Raw genomic sequence first — 3149 nt, forward strand, 5'->3', positions numbered from 1 at the left:
GGAAAATGGCAGGAATCTGCTCAGGCTAGCGAGCAGGTAATTGGGTTAAACGAATACAACCTGATTGATGATTACGGTAGTATGTTCAGCGGTCAGAATGAGAACAGTGAAGAGTCCTTGTTTGAAATGCAGTCGGTAAGCCGAGCTCCTAGTTTCTGGAGTGGTCAGTCCGAAAATCTGTACAGCGTGATGTGGAGTCCGATGATTGGCTGGGCCAACTGGTACACGCCTAGCGTAGATGTGATTAATGCTTTTGAAGAAGGCGATATCCGCCGCAAGGCATCGCTGCTACTGGTAGGAGCTAATGACTCAATTGACCTCAACGGCGACGGTATTATCGATCCCTTTCCGGATCCCGAGATCGGTTCTAACACCGTATTCTATACCGATTCTAACGTGCGCAAATTTCTACCTGAAGGCAGACCGCTGAACGATGCCAACAACTTTGACATTAATTTTCCAATCATCCGCTACGCCGAAATACTACTAAACTACGCGGAGGCACTGAATGAGCTAGGCCGCTCTGCCGAAGCACTAGTGCCACTCAATGAAGTTCGCACTCGAGCAGAACTGCCCCCGCTAAGCACCACCGATCAGAACGAGCTCCGGTTGTTAATCTACCACGAGCGCCGGATTGAGCTAATATTCGAAGGCCATCGTTTCTTTGATCTCAAGCGTCAAAATCGTGCTGCTGAAGTATTAGGGCCACTAGGATGGCAAACTGGAACCCACGAATATTTTCCGGTTCCGCAGGAGGAATTGGACTTAAATCCTAATCTGACGCAATATCCTGAGTAAGCAAATTTTTGGTTAGATTAAGCGTATGCTTTTAGACTGTTCTAGAAAAGTAAGCTACGCTCCCCTAATTATATTACTGCTCTTTTTCGGCTGTAATCCACCGGAGAGAGCAGTAGTTGATTCCGCACTATTCCGGACGGTGTTCACCGTAGAAAACGGGGATACGGTACCCGCCTTTGATTTTACTAACGCTATTCGGGAAACCGAACGACAAAATTTCTTATCCTACCCCTACTTCTACAACGGCGGGGGCGTGGCTATCGGCGATTTAGATAACGACGGGTATCCTGATGTCTACTTTACCGGCAACACGGTGGGCGACCGCCTGTATCAGAACCAAGGCGAACTAACGTTTGCGGACGTTACCCTGCCCGCCGGTATCTTAAAGCAAAACCTCTGGACAACCGGAGTTACGATGGCTGACGTAAACAACGATGGTTGGCTGGATATTTACGTGTGCCGTTCGGGTGACCGAGGATTTCGTAACAACCTGCTGTATATCAACCAGGGTGATTTTACCTTTGTCGAGCAAGCGCGAAACTGGAGAATTAATGACAATTCATACTCTACTCAGGCCACCTTTTTCGACTACGATCTGGACGGAGACCTGGATTTATATCTGGTTAATCACTCCATTAAATTCAATTTTAACCAGGAAGAAATATTCAAGAAGAAGTATACTCCGGACCGCGACGAAGCCGATCAGCTTTACCGTAACGATGGTACCTACTTCACCAATGTTAGTCAAGCCGCCGGTATTCAACGGTTTGCCTTTGGCTTAAGTGCTACCGTCAGCGATCTGAATAATGATGGCTACCCCGACATCTACGTAGCCAATGATTTCTTTGAGCCTGACTTCTTATACATCAATCAGCAAGACGGCACATTTAAAGAGCGATTGTCGGAAAGTATCGGACACACTTCTTTTTCGAGTATGGGTTCGGATATTGCTGACTATAACAACGATGGCCTGCCGGATATCATCGTGGCCGATATGAAAGCCCATGATCACTATCGCTATCAAGCCAATATGGTGGGCATGAGTCGCCATAAATTTTCTCGTATGCTGAAGGAGGGGTATCACTATCAATATATGCAAAATACCCTTCAGCTTCACCAGGGAATAACGGAGGCAGGGCTACCCGTTTTTAGCGAAGTAGGGCAGCTAGCCGGAGTATCCAGTACCGACTGGAGTTGGTCTACCCTGTTGTTTGATATGGACAACGATGGGTGGAAAGACTTATTTGTTACCAACGGTATCCGGCGCGATATACAGAATAAAGATGCCTGGACTCAGATTCAGGAACAGCAAGATAAAAACCTTTCGTTTTTAGAAGTGCAAGCCCACTTTCCGGTAGCCAGATTGCCAAACTACACCTTTCACAATAACCACCGACTGGGTTTTACGGATGTCTCGGCCCAGTGGGGAATGGATTTTTCGGGCTTTACCAACGGGGCGGCCTACGCTGACTTGGATCAGGACGGTGACTTGGATTTAGTACTTAATAATTTAGACGATCTGGCGATAGCGTACGAGAACCTTAGTCAGGGAAAGAACTACTTACAAGTTCAGCTAAGGGGCCAGGAAGACAACCATTTTGGGATAGGAGCACGAGTTACAGTTCATTACGACGGTCGTCAGCAGTGGCAAGAACTTTCCACCACCCGAGGGTTTCAATCGTCTGTAGATCCGACTCTACATTTCGGATTGAGCGATCAGCAACGCATAGATCAGCTTACGGTACATTGGCCCAATGGATCAACCCAAACCTTAACTGATGTTGGCATCAACCAAAAAATTACCGTTGATCAGCAAGAGGCATCGGTTGAGAACGAGTCGCTACAGCCAACCTCTACGTTTCCCTTGCTCCAACCAACGGCTCCCTTTTCGTTCGTTCACCAAACGTACCTAACAGATGATTTTGAGGAAGCACCGCTGCTGCCGTTCTCGTTATCAAATAAGGGGGTCAGCCTGGCTACCGGAGATATTAACGGCGATCGGCTGGCCGATGTCTTTGTTGGTAACGGGGCTGGCTACGCTAGTTCATTCCTTATTCAACAATCGGATGGGTCATTTGCTCCTTCGGTACCAACAGCCCTTCAACAAGATAAAAAGTACCAGGATACCGATGCACTATTAGTTGATGTTGATCAAGATCAGGATTTGGATTTGTACGTTACTGGTGGTATAAATCACCCAGACCAGTTGTATCTTAACGATGGCTACGGAAACTTTTCGTCCGGAAAGCTTCCCAATCTTCACGGTAGTTGCATTGCCGCCACCGATATAGATCATGACGGTGATACGGACTTATTTGTAGGCGGCAGTACTTCCCCACAATCGTACCCGC

Annotated in this window: 2 protein-coding genes; both read left to right on the forward strand. The window is 47.4% G+C overall.

The window, feature by feature from the left end; translation table 11 throughout:
• On the forward strand, positions 1-798 hold a 798-nt coding region (locus tag WBA23_RS17280), incomplete at its 5' end, for a RagB/SusD family nutrient uptake outer membrane protein (protein WP_424583536.1).
• A 25-nt stretch (positions 799-823) separates the two neighbouring features.
• A partial coding sequence (locus tag WBA23_RS17285; RefSeq protein WP_424583537.1) for a CRTAC1 family protein occupies positions 824-3149 on the forward strand: 2326 nt, incomplete at its 3' end.

This window comes from Tunicatimonas sp. (genome assembly GCF_049647865.1).
Classification (GTDB): domain Bacteria; phylum Bacteroidota; class Bacteroidia; order Cytophagales; family Cyclobacteriaceae; genus Tunicatimonas.